Source organism: Streptomyces sp. NRRL S-920 (genome assembly GCF_000717945.1).
GTDB classification, from domain to species: Bacteria; Actinomycetota; Actinomycetes; order Streptomycetales; family Streptomycetaceae; genus Streptomyces; species Streptomyces alboniger.
Genome location: NZ_JODF01000065.1, coordinates 15,000 through 34,916 on the forward strand (window position 1 = coordinate 15,000; position 19,917 = coordinate 34,916).

Genomic DNA, 19,917 nt, shown 5'->3' on the forward strand with positions numbered 1-19,917 from the left:
TGCTCGCTGGTTACTGTCGAGAGTCTGTCGTTACCACAAACTGTATTTTCTGATGGTGCTGGGTACCAGGTTGGTGACCGCGCTCTTGGCGCCGTCGACGATTTCCTTACCCTTGTCCTTTACCTTTCCGCCCCACTCCTTGGTGGCCTTCCAGGCGTCCTTGGCACCGGACTTGATGTCGTCACCCCACTTGTCCCAGGCCCAGCTGCCAAGGAAATAGGTACTGGCCACACCGAGCGCCACCCACCCCACGACCGGAACCGCGGCCGCCACGGTCGCTGAGGCACCCAGCGCCGTGGCCGCACCCGCGCCTCCGAGGATGGCCGCTGCGCCGCCGGCCTCCAGGAGGCCCATGCCGCGGTCGGCGACCCCATAGGCTCCCTTGTGGTCCGGGACGAACATCTGCTTGACGCCGTGGAGGACACTCAGCGGCAGGAGGACACGGTTCGCGAGCTTGCTCGCGCCCGGCGCGTTCTTGAAGAGCTTCTCCGCGAAGGGGATCTTCAGGCGCATAGCGGTATTACGCACCGCCTGCTGCCACTTCCAGGGCTCTTTGTACCAGTTGCGGATCTTCTGATCCTTGAGCAGCTCCTTGAGGAGTTCGCCGCGCTTCGCCTTGATGCGCTCGGCCGAGGAACCGAAGTACTTGTTCAACTCCCAGACGGCTCGCGCGCCCGCTACGTTCTGCCCCTGCTGCCAACGTGAGTAGAGGTGCATCGAGGCTTCGATGGCCGTGGGAATCTTGAGGACCTTCAGGGGAGTCTTGATGTCCTTGAGGGTTCCCTCCTGGAACTCCTTCCAGGTTTCAAGGGCGCCCGCGAGGCTGGCGAAGGTGAGAACGGCCTCCGGGTCGTCCTTGGCGATTCCGAGGCGGCGCCGGATGTCCTTTGCCTCGTCCGTCGCCCAGGATGCCTTCTTGGGAAAGTCCGAGACTCCTTCGGCTTTGGCGTTCCATTTCTCCAGGATTCCGCTTATCAAGCCACCCTGGATGGTGAGGGTTCCGGCCATGACGTCGACGGCAGCCGCCAATTTGGGTGCCTGAACGTCGTCCATTCCCTTGAAGCCCACGGGCCTGCTCCTTGGTGGTTCTTGAGCTCGTCGGGGCGAGGATGTCCCCAAGGCCTCGACGTTATCCGGGCAGTTATTGGTTCCGCCAGGCGGAATAGTTGGGCAAATTCACACAACTGGGGCACATGTGCTGGGGGGATGAGGTGAAGAACACGACCCGGCAGACTCGTGTGGGCGTCGGATCGTGCCCGTGACGCGACGGCGGCGGCAGCCTGCTGCTGCCGCCGCCGAGCCGAGGGGGGAGCGGGCCGACTGAAGGGCCCGACAGACTCACCGGTTGACGGACTGGATTTCCTCGACCTTGACGGCCTGGTCATTGCCGTACTCGCCGTTGGGCAACTCGCCCTTGGCCCCGCCGGTGCCCTCCCAGGTGATTTCCCAGGTCGCCGTGGCTTGCAGGTTGTAGGTGCCTTCGCCCGAGGAGCGCTGGTAGACGACTCCGCACGGCGGGGTCTGCTCCGACTTGCCCTTCGCGTACGGCTCGCCGATCGATCCGTCGTCGTTGATCGCACACGTACCGGACGCGGGAATCAGCTGGGCGTCCTCTGTGCCGGGCTTGATGGTGAGCGAGACGGGCTTCGCGGTGGCGGTGGCCTCGATGTGCAGGCCGGGAGCGTCGAGCGAGGCGGTGACCGACACCGGTTTGAAGTCACCCTTGTCGAGCCAGGCCCACGTGGGGAGGTTCACCTTGGAGGCGCCACCTGGAGCGAGGGTGACCTTCGTGCCGGGGACCTGGATCTGGTTGTAGGCGAGGCCCGCGAGGGTTTCCGGCTTGATGACCTCAGGTACGCCTTCCGGTACCTCGCCGTTCTTGACCCAGAACGGGTCTCGGTCGCACTTCATCTGCTCGTCGAGTGGGGCGTCGGGGTTCTGCTGCGCCCCCCACCACATGCCGTCCTTCTCTTTGTCGATGTTGAAGTTGTCGTATTCGCCGCGGGCGTAGTTCTCGTTCTCGTCCGAGATCTCGGCACGGGCGTCACCGGCGTCCGGGTCGTGCGCCGCGGCGTAGTTCAGGCGCTGCCGGAAGTCCCGGAACTCGGTGGCTTTCCACTCCGGGGCGTACCAGCAGGCGGGCGGGGACCAGTTGGGGTCGACGGATGTCACCGGGCCCTTACCGGTCCCCCCTCCTCCGGAGGATGTGTACTTGATGGTGACCTTGGCCCCGAAGGTGCGGTCGGGGCCCTTGGTCGCTTCCGCGGTTCCTCGGCCGGGCCCCAGCCCGGCCATGGCCGGGCTGCTCGCCATTGCGATGAGAGAGGCGCAGAGTGCCGATACGGTGAGTGCCTTGCGCATGGTTTTCCCCGTTATTCCCTGCATTGGGCCGCTGATTCCTTCACCTGGATCGCCTTGGCCTGCCACAGCCCCTCGGTCTTCTTCGCCGGGGTCATCCCGATCTGCCAGTGGGAGTAGTCCCTGAGGCTGTCCTTGGTGCGAAGGGTCTTTCCGCTCTTGACGTCCTTGCTGTAGAACGACGAGTCGTTGCTACAGAACGAGACGACGACATCCTTGGCGCCCTCGACGGGTTTCACCTGTGGGCGTGTGTAGCGGCTCTTCCCGGTGACCGTCACGCCGGCCTTGATATTGGCCTGGATCTGCTGCTTCGCGTACTTCCACGCAGGGCTCTGAAACTCCGAGTAGAACTTGTACGCGGCGTCGTCGGCGTCCTGCTTCACGATCCCGTGGATGACGGCGCGTACGAAGTTCTGGGCGTCGCCCAGAGCCGCAGCCCCCTCGTCGGACACGGCGGCCTTGTCGAAGGCAAGCCGCACATCAGAGGGCAGCTCCATCTTCGGCCGGTCGATGCGGGGCGCTTCGCTCGACTTGTCGGCCGGTTCCGCACTTGTCTTACCGCTATCGCCCTCCGCCCCAGCGATCTTGTCGTTACCCGAGCCCTTGTCGTCCCCACCCCCGCACCCGCTCAGGATGAGGGCAGCGGCAGCCGTCAGGGAGACGGCGACGGGCAGGGTGCGACTGCGGTTCACGAGGGACTCCCGGTGGGGCGACAGTTCTTCAAGCCACCTGAAGGTACTGAAATGGACACGGGGTTCGCCAGGGGCATCCTCGCTGAGTTGCGGATGTCTCGCCGGGCGCTAACGGGTCGAGGTATAGGGCGAGTTCGTTGGTGCACCGCTGGACCGGGCGGTGTCCGCCACTGCCTCACCACCGACCTGTTGACCGAGCGGCCCGGAACGCCGTGGAACTCCTGCGTCCCGGGCCGCACACCCGGATTACGCGACGTGCGCGAAGGTCATCGCCGGAAGGTCATCGCCGCTTCAACCCCCGCTTGACCTTCCTGCCCGCCTCCGACTCATCCAGCGTCTTCCACAGCTTCGACGAGCTGAGCGACGTGTAGACGCCGGGGGCCCCCTGCGCGCCGCAGCCGTCGCCGTATGAGACGACGCCGATCAGGATCGGGGCCTCGCGGCCGGGGACCTTGCGGAAGATGGGGCCGCCGCTGTCGCCCTGGCAGGAGTCCTTCGTCTCCACGCCGGCGCAGAAGTTGACCTTCGCGTCGTACTCCTTGTAGCTCGTCCGGCACTCGGCGTGGGAGAGGATCGGGACCTTCACCTCGCGCAGCCGGTCAGGGGTGTGGGTCAGTTCCGTGTCCGTGTTGCCCCAGCCCGCGACCGTCGCCCTCTGGCCCGGGCGGATCAGCGCGTCGGTGCCCTGCGTGGGGAGCGCCACCTGGGAGATGCCGCGGACCGGCTTCTCCAGCTGGAGGAAGGCCACGTCGTAGGCCTCCTTGCCCTTGAGGTAGCGCGGGTGCACGACCACACCGCCCTTGGCGATGTTCCGTATCTGCCCCTGCCGGGACGACAGCACCGTGCGGCCCACCGCGACCTGGAGCGTCTTCGGCTTGACGGGCTTGCCCGCCTCGTCCACCAGGCAGTGCGCGGCCGTCACCGCGACGTCCGGTCCGATCAGGCTCGCCCCGCAGAATTGCCGGTCGAGCGCGCTGCCCGCGCCCTTCTCCATGACAGCCGTCATGAACGGGTACGCGTCGTTGGGGACTTCGGTGCCGCCGACGATCGCGTGGGCCGCGGGGGCGGAGGTGGCGACCATCGCGAGGGCGGCCGTGGTGGCGGCGAGACCAGCGGCGAAACCGGCCTTGCGGGTGCGGGTACGGGTGCGGGTGCGAGTGCGGGTGGGGGCGGGGGTACTCAGCGGGGACTGGGGGGACTCGGGGGACTTGCGCGTCATGGGGGGGTGCGTCTCTTTCGTGTTCTTTCGTGCCGCTGCCCGCAGCACGGGTTAACAGGGGTGCATGGGAAGGGCGTTGGTCAGCCCGCCGGCCCGTCGGCCAGTCAGCCTCTTCGCGCCCTCCGTGCGCAGTGTCAGAGGGCATAGCGGACCGGGGGGTTGCCCCAGGGGCCCCCGGGGAGCCGCCCCCCTCAGAAGCATTCGCGTACGCACACAAATGCCGCGCCCCCAACCCCCGAACGGCAGGGGAACCAACCCGTGCGGATTGCGCGTGAATAACGATGGGGCACGTGGGCTTGGCGAGATCTGACGCGCCTTGAGGGGCTTATATGCTGCTGATACGGTGCGATGACTTGACACTGAGCCTGGGGCTGAATAGCCCGCCCGAGGCGGGGCGTAGAGAGTCGCGAGTGTCGCTAATGACGGAAATTGACCGAATCTTCTTGGGCGTGCGGGGAGCAGTTGCGTGAAGATCCAGGAGCGTATGGGGGCGGGCAACAACCGTTCCGCCGCGCCGGCTCAGCCGACGGTCGGTGAGCGCCTTCCCGCGCCGCCTCGCGAGCGCAAACCGGCGCTGGCCGCACTGGCCGTACTCCTCATCCTGCTCGGCGCGCTCGGCGCCACCGTGCTCGTGCTGCGCGCGGGCGACCGCATCGAGGTCGTCAAGGTGACGAAGGAGATCCCGGCGGGCGAGTCGCCCGCCGAGGGCAAGAACATCCAGCCGATGATGGTCGCCGAGGACTCGTCGATCCACTACGTCAAGTGGAAGCAGCGCGGGGCCCTTTCCCGGCTGAAGGCCAAGAGCACCGTTCCGGCGGGTGCCATCGCCGTCGGTGAGATGTTCGGCGCCAAGGAGAGCCTGCCCGCGGGCAAGGCCTCCGTCGGCCTCTCCCTCAAGGAGGGCCAGTACCCCGCCGACCTGAAGCCCGGTGACACCGTCGCCGCCTACCCCGTGGTGTCCGGCACCGCGACCGGCAAGGGCTCCTCCGGCAGCGGCTCCTCCGGAAGCGGCAGCTCCGGAAGCGGGTCGCCCCTGGTCGCCGCCGCCAAGGTGAGCACCGTCACCACCAAGAGCGACGCCACCGTGAGCACCGGCAACCAGACCGTCACCCTCCTCGTCCCGCAGGACGAGGTCGCGGCCCTGGCGAGCGCCGCGTCCGAGAGCAAGGTCGTCGTCGTCCGCGTCACCGGCGACAGCAACTAGAGGCGAGTAGAGGAGACATGGCGCTCATCGCTCTCGCCGCCGACAAAGGGTCGCCCGGCGTCACCACCGCTGCCGTCGCGCTGGCCGCCGTCTGGCCGCGCCGCGTACTGGTCGCGGAGACCGACCCCGCGGGGGGCGACCTCGTCTACCGCAGCGCCGCCGCGCACGGCGGACCGCTCAACCCCAACACCGGCATGCTCTCCATCGCCGCCACGGCCCGCCGCGGCCTCGTGCCCGACCAACTCTGGGACCACACCCAGCCGTTGAGCGGCGGACTCGAAGTCCTCGTCGGACTCGGCAACGCCGAGCAGGCCGCCGGTCTCGCCGGGCTCTGGCCGACCCTCGGGCGCGCCTTCTCGCAGCTCGCCGACTCGCCGCACGCGCCCGCCGACGTCATCGCGGACTGCGGACGCGTCAGCGGCGACACCCCGGCCATCGAGCTGTTCCCGCAGGCCGCCCTCGTCCTGCTCGTCTCGCGCACCGAGCCCGAGGCGCTCGCCCGCGTACGCGACCGTGCCGCGGCCCTCGCCACCAAATTGCACGGCGGCGCACGGGGCGCCGCCTCGCTCGCGACCCCGCTCATCGGCGTACTCCTGATCGCCGACCCGTCGGCATCGGCCAAGCTCGTCCACCAGGTCAACGACATGCTGATGGCCGCGCAGACCGGCGCCCGCGTCGTGGGCACCCTTGCCGACGACCCGTCCGGCGCCGACCAGTTGGCCGGCCGCAAGCGCGGACGGCTCGACAAGTCGCTGCTCATCCGCTCCGCCCGCAAGGTGACCGTCGACCTGTACCAGCAGTACGGCGCCGCCTGGGCCGGCCCCGTCGCCACGCAGCCCGGAGCGGGCCGATGAGCACGCCCGTCGATCACCAGCTGGTGAAGCGGTTCCGGCAGGAGGCCGGCGACCGCATCGCCGAGCAGCGCCGCGTCGACCAGATCTCCGGCGTCACCCCGATGTCGGGCGAGGACGAGCGGCACTACGCCCGCGCCGTCATCGCGCAGATCCTGGAGGAGTACGCGCGCGCGGAGATCAACGCCGGGCGCACCCCCCTCGACGCGGAGACCGAGGAGCAGTACGCGGCCGCCGTGCACGCCGCCCTCTTCGGCGTCGGACGGCTCCAGCCGCTGCTCGACGACCCCGAGGTCGAGAACATCGACATCAACGGCTGCGACCAGGTCTTCGTCGGATACGCCGACGGCCGCGAGACCAAGGCCGACCCGGTCGCCGAGACCGACGAGGAACTCGTCGAGCTGATCCAGATCCTCGGCGCCTACTCCGGTCTGTCCTCCCGCCCCTTCGACTCCGCGAACCCCCAGCTCGACCTGCGGCTGCCCGACGGCTCGCGCCTGTCCGCGGTCATGGACGTCACGCGCCGCCCCGCCCTGTCCATCCGCCGCGCCCGCATGGGCAAGGTCTTCATGTCGGACCTCGTCGGCAACGGCACGCTCACCCCGGAGATCGGCCACTTCCTGGCCTGCGCGGTCCGGGCCCGCAAGAACATCATGATCGCGGGTGCGACCAACGCCGGTAAGACCACGCTCCTGCGCGCCCTCGCCAACGAGATCCCGCCGCACGAGCGCCTGGTGACCGTCGAGCGCGCCCTGGAGCTGGGCCTCGACCAGTTCGCCGATCTGCATCCGAACGTCGTGGCGTTCGAGGAGCGGCTGCCCAACTCCGAGGGCCAGGGCGAGATCTCGATGGCGGAGCTGGTGCGCCGCTCGCTGCGTATGAACCCCTCCCGTGTCATCGTCGGCGAGGTCCTCGGCGACGAGATCGTGACGATGCTCAACGCGATGTCGCAGGGCAACGACGGCTCGCTCTCCACGATCCACGCCAACAGCTCCAGCGAGGTCTTCAACCGTATTTCCACCTACGCGCTCCAGGCCTCCGAACGCCTCCCCATCGAGGCGAGCCAGATGCTGGTGGCGGGCGCGGTCAACTTCGTCGTCTTCATCCAGCGGCGCAACAACTACCAGTCCGGCGGCAAGCTCCAGCGCATGGTGACCTCGATCCGCGAGGTCAACGGCGTCGACGGCCGCGTCCTGTCCAGCGAGGTCTTCGCGGAGGCCTCCGACGGGCGGGTCGTCGCGCACGCGCCGATCGCCTGCATGGACGACCTGGCCGCGTTCGGCTACCGCCCCGCCGGGCAATGGGGGTGAGCACGACATGAACGGACCCGGCTCCATGGGCGGCCTCTTCTCGCTGCCCGTCCTGTACGCACTGGTCTGCGGCGTCGCCGCGGGCGGCGGCATCGCGCTCCTCGCGATCGCGATCCGCGGCCTGCCCGCCAAGCCCGAGCACGAGAAGCACAAGGCGAGCGAGCGCGCGAGCGAACTGCTCCGCTTCGCGGGCCGCCGCGGCTCCCTCGCCGCCGGTGTCGGCCTGGTCGTCCTCCTCCTCACCCGCTGGGCGGTGGCGGGCATCGCCGCCGGCATCCTCGTCTTCTTCTGGGACAAGCTCTTCGGCGGCGCCGCGGAGGAGCGCGCGCAGATGAAGCGCGTCGAGGCGCTGGCTGCCTGGACGGAATCGCTGCGCGACACCATCGCGGGCGCGGTGGGCCTGGAACAGGCCATCCCCGCGTCGGCCCGCGCGGCGGCGCCCGTGCTCCGCCCCCACCTGGACGCCCTGGTGGACCGGCTGCGCGCCCGCACTCCGCTGCCCGAAGCCCTCCAGATCCTGGCCGACGAGATCGACGACGCCTCGGCGGACATCATCGTCGCGGCGCTCGTCCTCAACGCCAAGCTGCGCGGCCCCGGCCTGCGCCAAGTGCTCGGCGCGCTCGCCAAGTCGGCGCGCGAAGAGGTCGACATGCGCCAGCGCGTCATGGCGCAGCGCGCCTCGACGCGCCGCTCGGTGCAGATCGTCGTGGCCGTCTCCGTCGCCTTCGTCCTCGGTCTGTCCATCTTCAACCGCGAGTTCGTCGAGCCCTACGGCACGCCGGTCGGCCAGCTCGTCCTCGCCATGGTCTGCGCCCTGTTCGCGCTGGGCTTCTGGTGGCTGCGGAAGCTGTCGACCGTGGAGACGCCGGACCGCTTCCTGGTCAAGGACGAGCCGGGCGTGCAGTTCGTACGGCCCCGGGGCCCGGCCACCGCCCCCGACCGGCCCCAGCAGCAGTCCCAGCAGGGCCTGCCGGGCTACGCCAACTCTCCCGAGGGGGTACGTCGATGAGCCTGACGCTGCCGATAGTGGTCGGCGCGGTGCTCGGCCTCGGCATCTTCGCCCTCGTACGCGCCCTGATGCCGTCCCGGCAGAGCGCGGTCGCCCAGGTGGCCCGCATCGACGCGATGCGGGCGCGCGGCGCGGCGTACGAGTCGCACCGGGCCACGTCGGACGTGGAGAAGCCGGGCCGCATCGGTTCGGTGCGGACCCGCATCGGCATGCGCGTGGCGGACTTCTACCTCCAGCAGGGGTGGGAGCAGCGGTCGCTGCGGGCCGACCTCGCGGTCCTCGACCGCAGCTGGGAGAAGTTCCTGGCGACGAAGATGCTGTTGGCGGCGGCCGGCGTCTTCTTCGGCCCGTTCCTCTTCGTCATCATCGGGCAGCTCGGGTTCGGCAGAAGTCCGATCATCCCGGTCTGGCTCGCGCTGATGTTCGGCGCGATCTTCTTCTTCCTGCCCGATCTGGAAGTACGCAGGGACGCGGCGGACAAGCGGCGCGATCTGCGCCGCGTCATCGGAGCCTATCTGGACCTGGTGTCGATGAGCCTCGCCGGCGGCCGCGGCCTCCCCGAGGCGCTCATGGCGGCGGCGGAGGTCTCCGACGGTTGGGCGACGCAACGTATCCGCAGCGCGCTGGCCGACGCCCGCATCACCGGCGTCAGCCAGTGGCAGGCGCTCGGCACGCTCGGCGAGGAACTGGGCGTCGAGGAGCTGAAGGACCTGTCGGCGTCCCTGGCGCTGGTGGCGGACGACGGCGCGAAGGTACGCGAGTCGCTCGCCTCCCGCGCGGAAACGATGCGGCATCGCGAGCTGGCCGAGATCGAGGGCAGCGCGGGCGAGAAGTCCCAGTCGATGCTGGTGGCCCAGCTGCTGCTCTGCGCGGGATTCCTGGTCTTCCTCATCTTCCCGGCGGCGATGCGCGTGTTCCAGGTGTAGCCGCCCTTCGACGACGGTGCCGGCGACAACGGGGCCCGGCACCTCCTCCCCCCACCACTCTGAGAGGACACACACCATGAACGGACCGAACGGACTCGACGGGCGGGACTTCAGCACCGGCAACCCCGGCCTGGATTTCGTCATCACCTTCCTACAGGGCCGCGTGCAGCGGGTCAGGTCGGGCGAGCTTGACCGCGGCGCGTCCGCCGTCGAGTGGGTCATCATCTCGGCGGTCGTCGTGGCGATCGTGGGCGCCGTGGCGGCGATCATCAACGCGGCCCTGGACAAGGGCGCGACCAAGGTCGGCGAGTGCATCGAGGGCGCGGACGCGGGCAGCACCTGCTGATCCGGCGGTGAACGGGGACGTACGGGGACGGGGACAGGGAGCGGACACGCGTGCGCGAGCGTGCAAGACGATGGGTACGTCGCAGGGTGGAGGCCGCCTCCACCCGCGGCGAGTCCGGCATGACCGCGATCGAGTTCGTGCTGCTCACCCCCGTACTGTTCTTCATGATCTTCGCGACGGTGCAGTTCGCGCTGTACTTCTTCGCGGACCATGTGGCGCAGGCGGCGGCCCAGGCGGGCGCGCGGAAGGCCCGCGCGACGGCGGACGAGAACGCGGGCGGCTGGCGCGGCGAGGCACGTGACGTGGTCGACGCCTACATCCGCCAGCTCGGCCCGCAGTTGGTGATCGACCCGGAGGTGCGGACCATCCAGCCGGAGGCGGGCACGGTCGGCGTGGAGATCACGGCGAAGGTGCCGAGGGTGTTCCCCGGGCTCGACTTCACCGTGCACGCGCAGTCCTCCGGACCGGTGGAGCGGTTCGTGGAGGACGACGGCTGATGTGTGACGCAACCCGGACTCCCCGGCCCCGGCCCCACCGCGGCGACGACCGGGGGCTCTCCACCATCGAGGTCGTGATCCTCGCCCCCGTGATGATCCTCTTCATCCTCGTCCTGGTGGCCTTCGGGCAGCTCGTCGAAGGCCGAGGCGCCATCGACGGCGCGGCGCGGGACGCGGCACGCGCGGGCTCCATCCAGAAGGAACACGGCACGGCACTGGCGGAGGCGCGCAAGGCCGCGCGGGCGGACCTCGCGGACGTCTGCTCGGGCCCGGTCAGCGTCGTGCAGAAGAGCGCCGGGTTCGACGAGGACGTCGACCCCTTCTTCACGGTCGAAGTCAGCTGCCAGGTGCGGGGCCTGGCCATGATCGGCCTCGATGTGCCGACCACCCTGAAGGCCAGCTTCAGCTCTCCGCTTGACCCCTACCGGAGGTCGGCGTGACGACGATTCCCCCCGCTGTACGCGCTTGGGCCGCCGCCCGCCGCGATGCACTGGACGACCGCGGCTCGGGCGCGGGCGCGGTCATCGTCTTCGCGCTCGTCTTCCTCGCCCTCGCCGCGTTCGTGATCGACGGCGGTCTCTCCATCTCCAAACGGGAACGCGCCGCGGACATCGCGGAGCAGGCCGCGCGCTATGCCGCGCAGGACCTCGACACCGAGGGCATCTACGAGGGTGTCAAGGGCGCCCCCATCAACTTCGAGAACTGCGGCGCCCGCGTCCAGGCGTTCGTCCAGGAGGCCGGACTGAGCGGCGCGGACGCGGCCGCGACCCACTGCGTCACGGCCAACGCCCAACAGGTCGAGGTGGAGGTCCGGATGACGTACAGCCCTGTCTTCACCGGCATGTTCTACGGCGGCGACGTCACGGTGACGGGGCGGGCGGTCGCGGAGAACGAGGTGGGCTGAAGCTCGTCACCCCGTCGTGCGGCCACGCGAATCGAGCCTTCGGCGCGGCCAGTTACCAAACGGGCGGCCCCCCACCCGCACCTCTGTTTGACCTCCGGCACCTTCCGTACCATCGCCTCAGTAGGCTCTTGGCACCGACACCATCCCCGTCAGCATCCACTTCTCCCCACCGGACACCAGGACTCCCGCCATGGCGCGCACCACCTCACGCTCGACGAGCCCGCCTGATCCGCAGGCGCCGCGGAACCGGACCCCGCAGCCGCTGCCGGGGCGTCGGCGTTCCGTCGGAGACTTCGTCAAGGCCTTCCTCGCCTTTGTCGCGCTGGCCGTGCTCCTGGTCGGCGTGCCGGGAGCCCTCGCGGTGTTCGTGGGGTGGCCGCTGCCGGACGGGGCGCCCTCGCTGAGCTGGTTGCAGCAGGAGATCACCGTCGGCACGTTCATCAACGTGCTGACCGTCGTCGTCTGGTTCGCCTGGGCGCAGTTCACCGCCTGCGTCCTCGTGGAGATAAAGGCCGCGCTCTCCGGAGTCGGCATTCCGAGCCGGGTCCCGGGAGCCGGTGGCAGCCAGCTGCTCGCGCGGCAACTCGTCGCCGCCCTCCTCCTCGTCGGCGCCACCGCGGCCAGCTTCGCGCCCGGACTCTCGCAGTTCGGGCAGTCGCTTGAGGGGAACCAGAAGCCCGCCTCCGCGGCAAGCGCCCAGCAGACTCCCGGGGGCCTCTTCGGGCAGGAGCGGCAGCAGGCCGCCGGCGCCGCCGACGCGCTCGCCGCGCAGGCCGAGCAGGCCGCCGCGCACGCCGACGGAAGCGCCAGGGACGGCGACACGAAGTACTACCGGATCCAGCCCCCCGAAGGGCGCCACCACGACTCCCTGTGGGAGATCGCCGAGCGGCACCTCGGCGACGGCCGCCGGTACAAGGAGATCTACCAGCTCAACAAGGACCGTGAGCAGCCCGACGGGTCGAAGCTCTCCGAGGCCAGCCTCATCCGGCCGGGCTGGATCATGGAGATGCCCGCGGACGCCCACGGCGGCGAGCTGGTCGAGATGCCCGACGAGGCGCCCAAGGTCTCCGAGGACGTCAAGGAGCAGATCTCCGACTACTCCAAGACCGGCGATCAGCGACAGGGCGGCGGCCAGGAGCAGGGCGGCGGCAGCTCCGTCGACCACGACACCGCGCACATCGTCCTTCCCGAGCAGCGCCCCGCCGCGCCCGGAAAGCCCGCCATGCCGCAGGCCCCGGCCACCCCCGGGGCCCCCGCGGTCGAAGCCCCCGCAGCTGAAGCCCCCGCCACCGAAGGAAGCGGCACCGCGTCCGAAGGCTCCGACTTCGGGCTGCCCGAGGCGCTCCTCGGCGCCCCCCTGCTCGCGGCCGGCCTGCTCGGCGCCCTCGGGCGCCGTCGCCGGAACGCCCTGTGGCAGTCGGCCATGAGCGCGATCGGCGGGCATCGCGGCATGCATCCGCCGACCCCGACCGGGGACGCCGCCGCCGCGCAGGACGCGCTGCTCGTGGGCGCCGACCCCGACGGCGTACGCCTCCTCGACCTGTCGCTGCGCGGCCTCGCCGCCTCGCTCGCCGAGGAGAACCGCGCCCTGCCGACCGTGTACGCGGCCTGGCTCAGCAACGGCGACCTGCACCTCCAGCTCGCCCAGCCCGCCGGACGGCCGCCCGAGCCCTGGCAGTTGGGGCAGGACCAGACGTTCTGGATGCTGTCCCGCGCCGACGCCGAGCGGTACGAGGACGCGGACACCGCCGCTCCCTACCCGGGGCTCGTCAGCCTCGGTACGCTGGACGAATCACGGCTGCTCCTCAACCTGGAGTCCGTGCCCGGCATCGTCTCGCTGAGCGGCAGCGCGAGCGACCGCGCCGCCGTCTTCGCCTCGGTCGCCGCCGAACTGGCCACCAACGGCTGGTCGGACCGCATGACCATCACCCTCGTCGGCTTCGGCCAGGACCTCACCCCGCTCGCCCCCAACCGGCTGCGGCACCTGGAGGACGTCGAGGCCCTCCTGGAGACCATGGAGGCCGAGACCCGGCAGCGGCGCGGCGCGCTCGGCGCCGCCGGGCACGACTCCGTGCTCACCGGCCGCACGGGCCCCGCCCAGCACACCCGCTGGGCCCCGCACCTCGTGCTGCTCGCCGCCGAGCCGACCGGGGAGGACGCCGTCAAGCTCGCCGAACTGGCCGCCGACGCCAGCCGCCTGGGCATCGGCTATCTGGTCGGTACGGAGTCCGGGGACCTGCCCGGCGCCGCCTGGGAGATGGAGATCACCCGGGACGGCAAGCTGCTCGCGCCGCTGCTCGGCCTCGAACTGGCGGCCCAGACACTGCCCGAGACCCAGCAGCGTGCCGTCGTCCGGCTCTTCACCGAGGCCGACCCGGACGGCTCCGGACACCCCACCGGCCCCGGCGGCGGCCCCGCTGCCGCCGCGCCGCCGTTCCTCGTCGACGTCACCGAGCAGGGGCGGCCCGCGGTCTACGCCCGTCTCGTCGGTACGTACGAGATCATCGGCCTCGACACCCCGGACAGCGAGCGCAGCGCGCTGATGCACGAGGCGCTGGCCCTGCTCCTGATGCACCGCGAGGGCGTCCACCCCCGGGTGCTCGCCTCCGCGCTGTGGCCGCGCGGGGTCACCGAGGACGTACGCGACGCGCTCGTCGAGCGGCTGCGCGCGTGGCTCGGCACCGACCCCGACGGATCGCCCCGGCTGCGGGCCGACCGGAGCGGGCGGCTCACCCTCGCCAAGTCCGTCGTCTCGGACCTGGACGTGCTGCGCTCGCTGTACCACGAGGCCACGCAGGGGCGCGGCTCCGGCAACCGCGCCGTGCGCGGACGGATGCTCACCGACGCGCTGGTGCTCGTACGCGGACCGCTGCTCGCCGACCGGCCGCAGGGGCGGTACGGATGGCTCACGCACGAGATCATCGACGCGCAGCTGCCGTTGCTCGTCGCCGACATCGGTCTCGCCCTCTCGGAGTTCCACCTGGAGAAGGGGCGGGCGGAGAAGGCGATCGAGGCGCTGACCGCTGCGCTGGGCTCGGCGCCGGGGGATGAGCGGCTCTGGAACGAGTTGCTCCGGGCTACGGCCGCGACGGAGGATCCGGCCCGCTTGCAGGGGGTCGCGGCTGATCTCCTGGCCCGGAGTGGGGCTCGGGGGTTGCCCGCTCGTACCGAGGCGTTGCTGGATGAGTTGGTGCCCGCGTGGCGCAGTGGGGTCTCGGCTGCGGGCTAGTGGGGGTCTGCCGCCGCTTCGCGGCGATGTTCCCCACCCACCCGCCCGTTTGCCCCGCGTCGAATAGGTGAACGTCTTGATCGCGCTCCTCGTCCTCCTCGGCGCCCTCTGGGGCGCCCTCACCGGGGCCCTCGTCCCCCGCGCCGCCTACCGCCTCTCCGTCCAGCCGGACGAGAGCTGGCGGCGCGAGTGCCCCGAAGGGCATCCCCTCGGCGCGTGGGTCGGGATCGCGCGGTGCGGGCACGGGGACACGTACGGACCCCGCACCGTCCTCCTCGCCACCGCTACCGCGGCCGTCTGCGTCGCCCTCGCAGCCGCCACAGGGGCCCGCCCCGAGCTGGGGGCGTGGCTACTGCTCGCGCCCTTCGGCGTGCTGCTCGCCGTGGTCGACTTCCGCGTGCACCGGCTGCCGGACGTGCTCACCCTGCCGCTCGCCGCGGGCGCGCTCGTACTGCTCGGGGGCGCCGCGCTCGCACCCGGGCACGCGGGGCAGTGGACGGGCGCGCTGTACGGGGCGCTCGCGCTGGCCGGCGCGTACTTCGTGCTCTTCCTCATCAACCCCAGCGGCATGGGCTTCGGCGACGTGAAGCTCGCCCTCGCCCTCGGGGCGGTGCTCGGCTGGTACGGGTGGGGCGCGCTGCTGCTCGGCACCTTCGCCGGGTTCGTCCTCGCCGCGCTGTACGGCATCGGGCTCGTCGCCGCCCGCCGAGCCGGGCGGAAGACGGCGATCCCCTTCGGGCCCTTCCTGATCGGCGGAGCCTTCGTGGGGCTGCTCCTCGGGGCGTACTCCGCCTGACGTCGGGGCTCCGGAAAGGCTGGCGTACGCTGGCTTGGTCCGTCCAGAACCCTTACGAAAGGGACGTCCCGGTGACCGAGAAGGCCGACCTCACGTCGTTTGATGTCACAGCCGTCCTCGACCGTGCCGCCGCAGGTGGCCGGATCACCCCCGAGGAGGCGCTCGCCCTCTACCGGGACGCCCCGCTGCACGCGCTCGGCGCCGCCGCCGACGCCGTGCGCCGCCGCCGCTACGCCGGTACGGAGCACATCGCGACGTACATCATCGAGCGGAACATCAACTACACGAACGTCTGCGTGACGGCCTGCAAGTTCTGCGCCTTCTACGCCGCCCCGAAGGACACCAAGAAGGGCTGGAGCCGCGACCTCGACGACATCCTGCGCCGCTGCGCGGAGACGGTCGAGCTGGGTGGTACGCAGATCATGTTCCAGGGCGGACACCACCCGGACTACGGCGTCGAGTACTACGAGGAGCACTTCGCGGCGATCAAGGAGAACTTCCCGCAGCTGGTCATTCACTCCCTCGGCGCGTCCGAGGTCGAGCACATGGCCCGCATCTCCAAGGTCTCCGTGGAGGAGGCCATCCAGCGGATCAACGCCGCAGGCCTCGACTCCTTCGCGGGCGCGGGCGCCGAGCTGCTGCCGGAGCGGCCGCGCAAGGCCATCGCCCCGCTCAAGGAGAGCGGCGAGCGCTGGCTGGAGATCATGGAGATCGCCCACAACCTGGGCGTGGAATCGACGTCCACCATGCTCATGGGCACGGGCGAGACCAACGCCGAGCGCATCGAGCACCTGCGGATGATCCGCGACGTACAGGACCGGACCGGCGGCTTCCGCGCCTTCATCCCGTACACGTACCAGCCCGAGAACAACCACCTCAAGGGCCGTACGCAGGCGACGATCTTCGAGTACATCCGCATGATCGCGATCGCCCGCATCTTCCTCGACAACGTCGCGCACATCCAGGGCTCCTGGCTGACCACCGGCAAGGAGGCGGGCCAGCTGACGCTGCACTACGGAGCGGACGACCTCGGCTCGGTCATGCTGGAGGAGAATGTCGTCTCCTCGGCGGGCGCCAAGCACCGCTCGAACCTGCGCGAGATGATCGACATGATCCGTACGGCGGACCGCGTCCCGGCCCAGCGCGCCACCACGTACGAACACCTGGTCGTGCATGACGACCCGGCGAACGACCCGGTCGACGACCGCGTCGCCTCCCACATCTCGTCCACGGCGATCGAGGGCGGCACGGCACACCCCGAGCTGAAGCTCCTCGCCACGAACTGAGCCCGCCGTGCTGACACTTCACGTCGCCGAACGCTCTCCGGAGGCGGCGGTCCTGGCCGACGGGGCGAGCGTCGCCGCCGTCGGCCCGTACGAGGATCTGGCCGCCGCGCACCCGTCGGCCCGGGTCCGCCGCTGGCCCGGCATCCTCACCCCCGGCCTGCTCAATCCGTACGGCCCGGAACTGCTCGAAGCCACCTATCACCCGGACCCGCGCGAGGCCGACAGCCTCGGCACGGAGCCCATCACCGGGGAACGCGCGCGGGCCATCTTCCGCGCCGACCCGGCCCGTCTCGGCGCCAGCGCCCGGCGGGGCGTGCAGCGGATGCTGGCGCACGGCACGGTGGCGGTCGCGGGCGAGCTGCGGGCCCGCCCGGTCCTGGACGCGCTCCGCAGGGCAGGCCTGGCGGTAGCGCAACGCCCACCACGCCTGCCGGGCCCCCCGTCCCTCTCACCGACCCCGTTGGTCCTCCTGCCCGCACTGACGACCGGCGGCCCGGCCCGCTTCGCGATCTTCGACGTCCCGTCCCGCCCCGAACTGGTAAGACAGGGCCCGAGAACGTGCGTGGCGACGGTGGTGGCCGGCAGATTGGTGTACAGGGCCCGCTGAGGGCCCCGTAAGGGGCGCGGGGAACTGCGCGAGCAACCAAACCGGACCCGCACGGGCCGGCAGACCGCACCGGGCAGACGAGAGGCCCCCCCAGCCCGCCGCAGGCGAAAGGCCCGCCGCAGGCGAAAGGCCCGCCGCCCGAGGCGAGGACCCGCCTGCCACAATGGCGGGGTGACCCGAGCCACCCTGGAAAAGCAGCCGCACGAAGTCGCCACGATGTTCGACGACGTCGCGGAACGATACGACCTCACCAACGACGTGCTCTCCCTCGGCCAGGCCCGCCTCTGGCGCAAGGAGGTGGCGAAGGCGGTCGACGCGCGCCCCGCGCAGAAGGTCCTGGACCTCGCCGCCGGCACCGCCACGTCCTCGCAACCCTTCGCCCAGGCCGGCGCGTACGTCGTGCCCTGCGACTTCTCGCTCGGGATGCTCCAGGTGGGCAAGAAGCGGCACCCCTGGATGCCGTTCACGGCCGGCGACGGGACGAAGCTGCCGTTCAAGGACGACACCTTCGACGCCGTCACCATCTCCTTCGGGCTGCGCAACATCCAGGACACCGATGCCGCGCTGCGCGAGCTGTACCGCGTGACGAAGCCCGGCGGCCGGGTCGTGATCTGCGAGTTCTCCAGCCCGACGTGGGCGCCGTTCAGGACGGTCTACACCGAGTACCTGATGCGGGCGCTGCCGCCGGTCGCCCGCGCGGTGTCCTCCAACCCCGACGCCTACGTCTACCTCGCCGAGTCGATCCGCTCCTGGCCCGACCAGCCCGCGCTCGCCGCGCGGCTGCGGGACGCGGGCTGGTCGCGGGTGGCCTGGCGGAACCTCACGGGCGGCGTCGTGGCGCTGCACCGGGGCTTCAAGCGGGACTGACCAAGGAGCTGGGTCCGGGAGGGAACCGGCCACCGGGCAAGATGTGTCCGTTGATACGACCCGCGCCGAAACTTATGCGGTTCTTATAGGGTCGGTCCTTCCCGCTCATGGGCGGGTTCTCCTGGACTGTGACGGAGCGTTTGATGGCGTCGTACTGCCCGCACTGCGGGGCCGCTGCCCCTGATGAGGCCCGCTTCTGCATGAAGTGCGGCAAGGAACGCCCTTCAGAGCCGACGGCTCCCAAGGCGCCGCCCGCTCCAACGAAGGCTCCCGAGGCGGAAGTTCCCGCTCCCGATGACGCGGATCCGGACGGCCAGGCTCCGGAGGATGCCGTTCCCTCGGCGCCCTCATCGCCGCCCCCACCCGCCTACACCCCGGCCCCCGCTCCCGCCCTCGCCCCCGCCCCCGCTCAACCCTCAGTCGTGGGCGCCTTCTTCGGGCGGGCGTTCCGCGGTGACTGGGCCGGTTCCGCGCAGGCCGCGCTCTGGCCCCTCGCCCTGCTGCTCATCGGCGCCATCGGCATCGCGATCCCCTCGTACGGCCAGGACGACGAGGTGGTCGTCGACTTCACCGACCGGCTGCGGATCAGCCTCGCGCTGCTCCTCCAATCGGTCGGCGGCGGCTTTGAGTTGACGGGCAGTGACCGTCGGCCGGGCCTCGGCGCGTCGGACGGCCTCGGCTCGGGCGGGCTCGGATCGGGTGGGCTCGGTTCGGACGCCTCCGGGGCCGCCCTCGAAGGCAGCGTCTCCTTCCACTTCGTCCCGCTCACCGTGACCGCGCTGGTGATCGTGGCGCTCTTCATCGGCGTACGCGTTCTCCGCAACCGCCTCGTCGCGCGGGGGCACGGCGGCCAGGGCGGCGGCGGCACGGCCGGGCTCGAAGCGGCCCTGCGCGTCACGCTGTTGGTGACCGCGGGCGTCCTGGCGCTCGCGCTCTTCGCGCAGCCCGAGATCGAGGGCTTCGAGCTGTCCTCGTCCCCGGCGCTCGCCGCGCTCGGCGCACTGGCGCTCACGCTCGTCGTCTCCTGCGGCGTGCTGCACCCGTGGGGCGCCGCGCGCCCCGGCGCGCAGAGCGCGGTCCGGGCCGTGGGCACCGCGCTGCGCGCCCTCGCCGTCGTCCTCGTGCTCTGCTCGCTCGTCGCCTTCGTCAGCCTGGCGCAGGTGGACGACCTGAAGGAGATCACCGACCTCGACGACGCCGACATCTCGCCGCTCCTGGTCGCCCTGCTCATCCTGCCGAACCTCGCGATCGCGGCGCTCGGCATCGGCTGGGGCGCGGGCGTCGAGGCCGCCGTGAGCGGCAGCAGTTCGCTGTACGGCGGCGGGTCCCAGAGCAGGTCCTTCGGCCTCTCCGAGCTGGGTGACGCCACCAACGACTGGGCGATCGTGGGCGCGTTGGCGCTCGGCCTGGTCTGCGCGCTGACCATCGGCGTCCTCGCCGCCCGCCGCTGCGTGCACCGCGGCGAGCAACTGCTCTCCGCCGCCGTCTTCTTCGGCCTCGTCCTGCTGCTCGCCGGGGTCGGCGGCACCGGCTTCGAGGCGTCCGGCGCGGCCGTCGGCGGGGGTTCGGGCCTCGGCGGGAGCAGCGGCAAGGGCGAGGTGGAGGTGGGGCTGAGCGTCCCGGAGGTGCTGCTCTTCGGGCTGCTCTGGGTCTCCGCGGCCGCACTGCTCGGCCCCTACCTGTTGCGGATGGCGGGCCAGAGCGCCCCCCTCGCCCCCGCGTACGCACCTGGAGTGCCGCACGCCCCGGCCACCCCGCAGGCCCCAGCCACCCCGGCAGGCCCCGCACCGACCCCCTCGGGGAGCACCCCCACCCC

General features: G+C 71.0%; 19 protein-coding genes and 1 pseudogene. 16 read left to right on the forward strand and 4 right to left on the reverse strand.

Annotated elements, in window-relative coordinates:
• Positions 1-30: 30 nt before the first annotated feature.
• The 4 genes from IG54_RS0131510 to IG54_RS0131525 form a co-directional block, all read right to left on the reverse strand.
• Positions 31-1,068, reverse strand: coding sequence for a hypothetical protein (locus tag IG54_RS0131510; RefSeq protein WP_030792449.1), 1,038 nt, complete (start codon positions 1,066-1,068; stop codon positions 31-33).
• Between the two features lie 270 nt (positions 1,069-1,338).
• A complete protein-coding gene (locus IG54_RS0131515; protein WP_234336413.1) occupies positions 1,339-2,313 on the reverse strand; it encodes a hypothetical protein in 975 nt (324 codons plus the stop codon).
• Positions 2,314-2,372: 59 nt separating this feature from the next.
• Positions 2,373-3,050, reverse strand: coding sequence for a hypothetical protein (locus IG54_RS0131520; protein WP_030792456.1), 678 nt, complete (start codon positions 3,048-3,050; stop codon positions 2,373-2,375).
• Between the two features lie 280 nt (positions 3,051-3,330).
• The gene (locus IG54_RS0131525; RefSeq protein WP_078594734.1) at positions 3,331-4,269 is read right to left on the reverse strand and encodes a S1 family peptidase; all 939 of its coding nucleotides are present in this window, start codon (positions 4,267-4,269) and stop codon (positions 3,331-3,333) included.
• 466 nt (positions 4,270-4,735) lie between these two features.
• On the opposite strand from IG54_RS0131525, the gene IG54_RS0131530 reads away from it, so the two are divergent.
• From IG54_RS0131530 to IG54_RS38470, 16 genes and pseudogenes are all read left to right on the forward strand, one after another.
• Positions 4,736-5,473, forward strand: a complete 738-nt coding sequence (locus IG54_RS0131530) for a hypothetical protein (protein WP_030792461.1) — start codon at positions 4,736-4,738, stop codon at positions 5,471-5,473.
• A gap of 17 nt (positions 5,474-5,490) precedes the next feature.
• On the forward strand, positions 5,491-6,327 hold the full coding sequence (locus tag IG54_RS0131535) for a hypothetical protein (RefSeq protein WP_030792465.1): 837 nt from the start codon (positions 5,491-5,493) through the stop codon (positions 6,325-6,327).
• Complete coding sequence (locus tag IG54_RS0131540) at positions 6,324-7,634, forward strand: CpaF family protein (protein ID WP_030792468.1); 1,311 nt, start codon at positions 6,324-6,326, stop codon at positions 7,632-7,634. The genes IG54_RS0131535 and IG54_RS0131540 overlap by 4 nt, the downstream gene beginning before the upstream one ends.
• Before the next feature lie 7 nt (positions 7,635-7,641).
• Complete coding sequence (locus IG54_RS0131545) at positions 7,642-8,643, forward strand: type II secretion system F family protein (protein ID WP_030792471.1); 1,002 nt, start codon at positions 7,642-7,644, stop codon at positions 8,641-8,643.
• A complete protein-coding gene (locus IG54_RS0131550) occupies positions 8,640-9,569 on the forward strand; it encodes a type II secretion system F family protein (protein WP_030792474.1) in 930 nt (309 codons plus the stop codon). The genes IG54_RS0131545 and IG54_RS0131550 overlap by 4 nt, the downstream gene beginning before the upstream one ends.
• 76 nt (positions 9,570-9,645) lie before the next feature.
• On the forward strand, positions 9,646-9,915 hold the full coding sequence (locus IG54_RS0131555; protein ID WP_030792477.1) for a hypothetical protein: 270 nt from the start codon (positions 9,646-9,648) through the stop codon (positions 9,913-9,915).
• A 119-nt stretch (positions 9,916-10,034) separates the two neighbouring features.
• The gene (locus IG54_RS0131560; protein WP_030792480.1) at positions 10,035-10,412 is read left to right on the forward strand and encodes a TadE family protein; all 378 of its coding nucleotides are present in this window, start codon (positions 10,035-10,037) and stop codon (positions 10,410-10,412) included.
• A complete protein-coding gene (locus tag IG54_RS0131565) occupies positions 10,412-10,852 on the forward strand; it encodes a TadE/TadG family type IV pilus assembly protein (RefSeq protein ID WP_030792483.1) in 441 nt (146 codons plus the stop codon). The genes IG54_RS0131560 and IG54_RS0131565 overlap by 1 nt, the downstream gene beginning before the upstream one ends.
• A gap of 5 nt (positions 10,853-10,857) precedes the next feature.
• Positions 10,858-11,316: a pilus assembly protein TadG-related protein gene (locus IG54_RS0131570; RefSeq protein ID WP_030792486.1), complete on the forward strand. Its 459-nt coding sequence runs from the start codon at positions 10,858-10,860 to the stop codon at positions 11,314-11,316.
• Positions 11,317-11,506: 190 nt separating this feature from the next.
• Positions 11,507-14,545: a bacterial transcriptional activator domain-containing protein gene (locus IG54_RS0131575; protein WP_030792488.1), complete on the forward strand. Its 3,039-nt coding sequence runs from the start codon at positions 11,507-11,509 to the stop codon at positions 14,543-14,545.
• Positions 14,546-14,612: 67 nt separating this feature from the next.
• Positions 14,613-15,341: a prepilin peptidase gene (locus IG54_RS0131580; protein ID WP_051820210.1), complete on the forward strand. Its 729-nt coding sequence runs from the start codon at positions 14,613-14,615 to the stop codon at positions 15,339-15,341.
• Between the two features lie 71 nt (positions 15,342-15,412).
• On the forward strand, positions 15,413-16,627 hold the full coding sequence (mqnC, locus tag IG54_RS0131585) for a cyclic dehypoxanthinyl futalosine synthase (RefSeq protein WP_030792493.1): 1,215 nt from the start codon (positions 15,413-15,415) through the stop codon (positions 16,625-16,627).
• A gap of 7 nt (positions 16,628-16,634) precedes the next feature.
• Positions 16,635-17,234, forward strand: a complete 600-nt coding sequence (locus tag IG54_RS0131590) for a hypothetical protein (RefSeq protein ID WP_030792495.1) — start codon at positions 16,635-16,637, stop codon at positions 17,232-17,234.
• Positions 17,235-17,405: 171 nt separating this feature from the next.
• Positions 17,406-18,101, forward strand: coding sequence for a demethylmenaquinone methyltransferase (locus IG54_RS0131595; protein WP_030792497.1), 696 nt, complete (start codon positions 17,406-17,408; stop codon positions 18,099-18,101).
• A 143-nt stretch (positions 18,102-18,244) separates the two neighbouring features.
• Positions 18,245-18,313 (forward strand): annotated as a pseudogene (locus IG54_RS43910) (zinc-ribbon domain-containing protein); the annotation flags it as partial.
• A gap of 210 nt (positions 18,314-18,523) precedes the next feature.
• Positions 18,524-19,917: hypothetical protein (locus IG54_RS38470; RefSeq protein ID WP_037898096.1), on the forward strand; the 1,394-nt coding region annotated here is incomplete at its 3' end.